General features: G+C 73.1%; 5 protein-coding genes. 2 read left to right on the forward strand and 3 right to left on the reverse strand.

The annotated features are described in order from the left end of the window. Positions 1-46 precede the first annotated feature (46 nt). A complete protein-coding gene (gene sepH / locus AB0G84_RS35720; protein ID WP_361330714.1) occupies positions 47-1105 on the reverse strand; it encodes a septation protein SepH in 1059 nt (352 codons plus the stop codon). 497 nt (positions 1106-1602) lie between these two features. Here sepH and AB0G84_RS35725 point away from each other — a divergent pair, with 497 nt between their 5' ends. After that, positions 1603-2748: a hypothetical protein gene (locus tag AB0G84_RS35725; protein ID WP_361330717.1), complete on the forward strand. Its 1146-nt coding sequence runs from the start codon at positions 1603-1605 to the stop codon at positions 2746-2748. Positions 2749-2838: 90 nt separating this feature from the next. On the opposite strand, the gene AB0G84_RS35730 is transcribed toward AB0G84_RS35725, so the two are convergent. Beyond that, a complete protein-coding gene (locus tag AB0G84_RS35730) occupies positions 2839-4182 on the reverse strand; it encodes a D-arabinono-1,4-lactone oxidase (RefSeq protein ID WP_361330720.1) in 1344 nt (447 codons plus the stop codon). A 212-nt stretch (positions 4183-4394) separates the two neighbouring features. Beyond that, complete coding sequence (locus tag AB0G84_RS35735; RefSeq protein WP_361330723.1) at positions 4395-5666, reverse strand: MFS transporter; 1272 nt, start codon at positions 5664-5666, stop codon at positions 4395-4397. A gap of 180 nt (positions 5667-5846) precedes the next feature. Between AB0G84_RS35735 and AB0G84_RS35740 the strand changes: the two genes are divergently transcribed. After that, positions 5847-7001, forward strand: coding sequence for a ferrochelatase (locus AB0G84_RS35740; RefSeq protein ID WP_361330726.1), 1155 nt, complete (start codon positions 5847-5849; stop codon positions 6999-7001). Positions 7002-7090: the final 89 nt, after the last annotated feature.

Raw genomic sequence — 7090 nt, forward strand, 5'->3', positions numbered from 1 at the left:
CCCGGAACGGGGGACGGGCGGACCGGTGTCCATGGCGGCACCGGGGCTACTCCGGCTTCTTCCGCCGGGTGCCGAAGACGATCTCGTCCCAACTGGGGACCGCCGCCCGGCGCCCGGGCCGGACCCCGTCCGCCTCCGCCTGCCGGTCCGTGGTCCCGGTCAGCCGGTCGCGGTGCCCCGCGACCGCCCGGGGCATCAGCACATCGGCGTACGCGGAGCCCGCGCCCGCACTGGCCGCCGGGGCCGGCGGCTCCTCGACCTCGACCTCGGACTCGGCCTCGTCGTCCTGCGGCGCCTTGGCGCTCTCCGGCACGACCATGTCGCCACGGAAGCTGGGCACCGCCTCCAGCAGGCTCGTGAGCGAGTCCCGCTCCCGTTCGCCGCCGGTCGTCTCCTCGGCGCCCCACGACTCGTTCTCCTCGCCGCCGGACGGGGCGGTGCGCTCGGGCTGCCGGTCCAGGGTGCGGTCCAGCGGCCGGTCGCGCGGTAGTCGTGCGATCCGCGGCACGAACGGGAAGCTCGGCTCGGGCGTGTCGTCGCTCTCGCCGATGAGCGCCCGGGCCTCGTCGTCCACCGCCTGCACGAGCCGCCGCGGCGGGTCGTAGGTCCAGCTCGCCGAGTGCGGTTCGGCGGCGACGCGGTAGACCAGCAGCACCTCCCAGGTGCCGTCGTCCCGGCGCCAGGAGTCCCACTGGACGCTGTCCTTGTCGGCGCCGCGCAGCAACAGCCGCTCGGCGACCGCCTCGCCGAGCTGGGGACCGGTGTTCTCGCCCGGTCGCCGCACCGGTGTCTTGCGGGCCCGTTCGGCCATGAACGCACGCTCGGCGAGCACCGGGCCCTCGAAGCGGCGCACGCGGTCGACGGGGATGCCGGCGAGCTGGGCGACCTCTTCGGCGGAGGCGCCGGCTCTTATACGCGCCTGGATGTCCCGCGGCCGCAGGTGGCTCTCGACTTCGATCTCGATCTGGCCCAGCCGCGCACGGTCGTTGCGCACGGCGGCGCGCAGCCGTTCGTCGATCGGAAGCGTGTACTCGGTGCTGTCCGCAGCCTTGAGCACCAGCCGTGTGCCGTCGTTGGAGACGGCCACGACACGCAGTTCGGGCATGGGGACCTCCCGGGTGGTGCCTGCCGACGTCACGTGCGTCGCTGCTTCCGCTAGTCGAGTGTGGCCTGCCCGGGTGCAGCCTGCCACAACATTGCCGAGTTGCCCGGCGTGTCGAGGCTTGGCCCTCAAACGCCGTTATGACACGGTTACCTGTTCGCAACGCTCAGTGACCGTGTCGCTTGCCCTGTCGCCGGTCACCCGTGCCGAGCGACGGCGCCCCCGGGTGAGTGCCGTCTTCGTGGCCCCTCCCGCGGGTTCCGGGCAGCCGGACGGGAACCGGGGCCAGGCTTCGCCACAGTACTCCATTCGGACCACTGGGGTGGACCGCCGCGCCGCCGAACTTCTGGGTGGGTAAGGGTGTTCGGTCGTCTTGTCGATCTCTCTACCAGGCACAGCGGTGGCGAGTTTCACAGATTCCCCAAAATCGGAACTTTTGACTCCGCCAATTGGTCACTTCTCCATGCAACATGGATCGAAGGGGCTATCAAAGGTTGGAGATGGACGAAGAAACCGAAACCGCCACGAAGAAGAAGGAGAAGCGGATCGACCTGAGCGTCGCTCAGGTGGCCGGCAGTGCGCTCGCCGCCGCCGTCGCCGCGTACCTCGCGGGTCAGCTCGGTGTGTACGGAACCATCATCGGCGCAGGTGTGGTCAGTGTCGTGGCCACGACAGGCGGCTCGATATTCCAGCACCTCTTCCGGCGCACCGGCGAACAGATCAAGGAGGCCTCGGTCACCACCCGGCCGAAGCCGCGCCGCTTCCCCTCCCGCACTCGATCCACATCCCCGCAGGCTCGGCAGGCCGACCCCACGATGGTGCTGCCGACCTTCGACAAGCAGGGCGCCGAGGACCGGGTCACCTCCGTCGCCGCCCGGACCCCGCGGTCCGACACCCCCCGTACGCAGCTGATCCCGCGGGCCGAGCAGGCCCGCCGGCGGGACCCGGCGAACGCCCACCCGCCGCACGCCCACCCCGGGCACGCTCACCCCGCGGACCGCACCCAGGCGGTGCCGCGCCTCGACGAGCGGACGGTGGCGCTGGGAAGCCCGACCGCCCGGCCGGCCGACGCCACCAAGGCGCTGCCTGCCGTCGAGCGGCCCGAGGGTCCCGAGGAGCTCAGCACCCGGACGTACGGCACCCGGCTGCGCGGCTGGAAGCGCCCGGCGCTGGGTGCGTTCGCGGTCTTCGTGCTCGCGATGGGCGGGGTCACCGCAGCCGAGTTGATGACCGGGCAGACGCCGAACGGGGAGCAGGGCACCACGCTGGGCAACCTCACCTACACCGGGGAGAAGAGCCGGCGGCAGCCCGCCCCTCCGCAGTCGCCCGACCCGGGCCGTCAGCCCGGTGACGGCGGGCGGCAGGGCAGCGGCGGCGCGTCCCCGGACCCCGGCCGGTCCGACGACAGCGGCACCGGCACGGGCCGGGGCAGCGGCGATTCCTCGCCCTCCCCCTCCCCGTCCGACGGCGGCAGGACCTCGCCGGACCCGCACACCTCGCCGTCCCCGGACTCCTCCCCGAGCGGCTCCGGAGGCAGCGGCGACAGCGCCGGCACCGGTGACGGCTCCAGAGGCGGCGGAGCCCCCGGGGGACAGCAGGACCAGCAGGAGTCCGGTGGCCAGGCGCCCGACCCAGGCGCTTCCTGACCCCGGACGGGCCGCTTCGGTGCCGCCGGTCTGCGCCGGCCGCGTCCCGGTGTCCCTTCGCGGACGCCGGGACGCGGCCGTTGTCGCAGGTCAGTCGCCCAGAACCCGCCGGAGGTAGGCGTTGCCGAACCGGCGCTCGGGGTCCAGCCGGTCGCGCAGCGCGGTGAACTCGCCGAAGCGGGGGTAGGCCTCGGCGAGGTAGGACGCGTCCCGGGTGTGCAGCTTCCCCCAGTGGGGGCGTCCCTCGTGCGCCGTCATGACCTTCTCGACGGCGGAGAAGTACGCCTGGTGCGGCGTCCCCCGGTAGAGGTGGACGGCGATGTAGACGGTGTCCCGGCCCGAGGCGGTCGACAACGGGAGGCCGTCGGCGGGTGCGGTGCGCACCTCGACGGGGAAACTGATCCGGAAGTCCGAGCGCTCCACCAGCGCTCTGAGCTCCCGCAGCGCACCGATCGCGGTCGCCCGGGGCAGCGCGTACTCCATCTCCACGAACCGCACCCGTCGCGGCGAGGTGAACACCTTGTACGGGATGTCGGTGTACGTGCGGGCCGACAGGGCGCGGCTGGAGAGCTTGGCGATGCCCGGGATGGCGGCCGGCACCGCCCGCCCGACCGCGCAGGCGACCTGGAAGACCCCGTTGGACAGCAGCTCGTCCTCGATCCAGCCGCTGACCCTGCCGGGCGGGGCGGCCGGGCCCTGGCTGCGATTGTTGCGCTTGGTGCTGCAGTTGCCGGTGTGTGGGAACCAGTAGAACTCGAAGTGCTCGTTCTCGGTGGCCAGTTCCTCGAACCGGTCGGTGACCTCGGCGAAGCGCATCGGCTCCTCGCGGGCGGTCAGCAGGAACTCCGGCTCCACGGCGAAGGTCAGTTCGCTGATCACGCCGAGCGCCCCCAGCCCCAGCCGGGCCCCGGCGAAGACCTCCGGGTGCTCCTCGGCGGAGCAGGTCAGCACCGAGCCGTCGGCGGTGACCAACTTCAGGGCGGTGACCTGGGCGGCGAGGGAGGCGGAGTCCCGGCCGGTGCCGTGGGTCCCGGTGCTGACGGCTCCCGAGACGGTCTGCTCCATGATGTCGCCCATGTTGGTCAGCGACAGTCCGTGCGCGGCCAGCGTTTCGTTCAGGCGCCTGAGCGGTGTACCGGCGGCGACCGTCACCGTGCCGGCCTCGCGGTCGATCCCGCGGACCCCGGTCAGCCGCTCGGGGCGGATCAGCAGCCCGTCGGTGGCGGCGGCCGGGGTGAAGGAGTGGCCGGTGCCGGCGGCCTTGACCGTCAGTCCGTCCTCGACGGCGGCGCGGACCGTGGTCGCCAGTTCCTCGGTGCTCGCCGGGGCCGCGGTCCGGACCGGACGGGCGGTGACATTGCCCGCCCAGTTGCGCCAGGGGCCGGCCGCGGGGCCGCGCCCTCCCGAGCCGTCGACGGCGTTGCGGACTGCCATGGTGACGTCCCCTCCCTGCGCGCGGACGACCGTTCGGCCGCCGCTGGTGAGCGCATGATGTCAGCGACCGACGGGCCGTCCACAGGGGTTGACGGGATTCGCATGATCAAGGAACCGCCCCTTATCGCCCAGCTTCCGGACAACTCGTACCGCCGGTAACGCCGAGCGGGTGACGTCGAGCGCTGTGCGCGTCCCGGGCGGCCCGCCGGTGGCTAGGTGATGCTCTCCTCGCCCTGCCGCTCGCCGGAGGCGACGCCCGGCGCGGGCAGGCTCTCGGCGACGGTCCGCCCCGCCCCGGGCACCGGGCGCGGACGGAGCCGGCGGTAGCCCGCGAAGGCCACCAGGGCGGCGAGCACCCCCGCCGTCCCCGGCACGAGGTAGCCCCGGGCGGCCCCCGCGGCGTCCACCACCCAGCCGGCCGCCGACGAACCCAGCGCCACACCGACCGCCAGGCCGGTGCTGGTCCAGGTCATCCCCTCGGTCAGCTGCGCCCGCGGCACATGCTCCTCGACCAGCGCCATCGTGGTCACCATCGTCGGGGCGATGGACAGGCCCGCGACGAAGAGCGCCACGGCCAGCAACGGCAGCGACCCCATCAGCTGGAGCGGCACCATGCTCACCGCCATCGCACAGACCCCCACCACCCAGCGGCGGGCCGGGTGCCCCTTGAGGTGCAGCAGTCCGAAGACGGCACCGGCCACACACGAGCCGAGCGCGTAGACCGCCAGCACCACACTGGCCGCCGCCTTGTGCCCCTCCTCCTCGGCGAACGCCACCGTCACCACGTCGATCGCCCCGAAGATCGCTCCGGTCGCCACAAACGTCACCACCAGCACCTGGAGCCCCGGCGAACGCAGCGCCGACCCCGTGCTGTGCTGCTCCCGTGGATGCGGCACCGGCTCGGTCCGGCGCTGTGCGGTCAGCCAGAAGACCCCGGCCGCCAGGAAGACGCCGGCCAGCATCGGCCCGGCCTCCGGGAACCACGCCGTCGACAGGCCGATGGAGAGGATCGGCCCGACGATGAAGCACATCTCGTCGACGATCGACTCCCACGCATAGGCGGTGTGCAGCTCGCGCGAGGAGCCGCGGTAGATCTCCGCCCAGCGCGCCCGGACCATCGAGCCGACGCTCGGCACGCACCCCGCACACGCGGCGAAGACGAACAACAGCCAGTCCGGCCAGCGCTGCTGCGCGCTCAGCAGCAGACCGGCGATCGCGGCGAGCGACACCAGGGTGGCCGGGCGCAACACCCGGCGCTGGCCGCGCCGGTCCACCAACCGGGAGATCTGCGGGCCGAGGACCGCCGCGGACAGCGCGAGGGTCGCCGAGAGGCCGCCCGCCAGGCCGTAGCGGCCGGTCAGTTGGGAGACCATGGTGACGATGCCGATGCCCAGCATCGACACCGGCAAGCGGCCCAGGAGTCCGGCGGCGGAGAAGGATGTGGTGCCGGGGCGGCTGAAGAGGGCGCGGTAAGGACTGGGCAACGGGGGGCGCTCCGCCGGATGAGGACCGAAGATCGGTAAGCAATGTATGTGGCTGATACAGCTTACGGGCGGGGCGGGTGTGGTGCCTCCGGATTTCCGCCACCGTGCACGCCGCCCTCGACGGCCGTGGCACCGGGACCTGCCCGCCGACCGCGGCGCGAGGGTGGCAGGATCGATGCCATGCCCGAACAGTGCGATCCCAGCCCCTATGACGCCCTGCTGCTGCTCTCCTTCGGCGGCCCCGAAGGCCCCGACGATGTCGTGCCGTTCCTGGAGAACGTCACCCGTGGCCGCGGCATCCCCCGTGAGCGCCTCAAGGAGGTGGGGCAGCACTACTTCCTGTTCGGCGGGGTCAGCCCGATCAACGCCCAGAACCGCGAGCTGCTGGACGCACTGCGCAAGGACTTCGCCGAGCACGGTCTGGACCTGCCCGTCCACTGGGGCAACCGCAACTGGGCGCCCTACCTGACCGACACCCTGCGCACGATGGTGCAGGACGGCCACCGTCGGATCGCGGTCCTCGCCACCAGCGCCTACGCCTCGTACTCGGGCTGCCGGCAGTACCGCGAGAACCTCGCCGATGCGCTCGCCGCCCTGCAGGCCGAGGGGCTGCCGGTGCCGCAGGTCGACAAGCTGCGGCACTACTTCAACCACCCCGGCTTCCTGCGGCCGATGATCGACGGCGTGCTGGCGTCGCTGGCCGAGCTGCCGGCGGATGCCCGCGACCGCGCCGAGATCGCCTTCACCACGCACTCCATCCCCACCGCCGCCGCGGACACCTCCGGCACCCCCGCGGAGCACACCGAGGGCGGCGAGGGCGGCGCCTATGTCGCCCAGCACCTCGACGCGGCACGGGTGATCGCGGAAGCGGTACGCGCCGAGACCGGGGTGGACCACCCCTGGCGGCTCGTCTACCAGTCCCGCAGCGGCGCCCCGCACATCCCGTGGCTGGAGCCGGACATCTGCGACCACCTGGAGGAGCGGCACGCCGCCGGCGTCCCGGCGGTCGTGATGGCCCCCATCGGCTTCGTCTCGGACCACATGGAGGTCAAGTACGACCTCGACACCGAGGCCACCGCAAAGGCCGCCGAGCTGGGCCTGCCGGTCGCCCGGTCCGCCACCGTGGGCGCCGACCCCCGGTTCGCCGCCGCCGTCCGCGACCTCCTCCTGGAGCGCGCTGCCGCCGAGCGCGGCCTGGCCCCCGAGCGCTGCGCCCTGGGCGCCCTGGGTGCCGGCCACGACCTGTGCCCGGTCGGCTGCTGCCCGGCCCGTGCCCCCCGCCCGGCCGCCGCCGGCGCCGACTGGCGGGGCCCGGCAGCGGACGCCCCCGCCTAGGAGTTGTCTTCAAATGTCACGCCCACATCAGGAGCGATGCGAGAGTGACGGCTGCTTGGTAGGACTCGGCGGTCTTGTCGTAGCGGGTG

This window comes from Streptomyces sp. NPDC020742 (genome assembly GCF_040641675.1).
Lineage (GTDB): Bacteria > Actinomycetota > Actinomycetes > Streptomycetales > Streptomycetaceae > Streptomyces.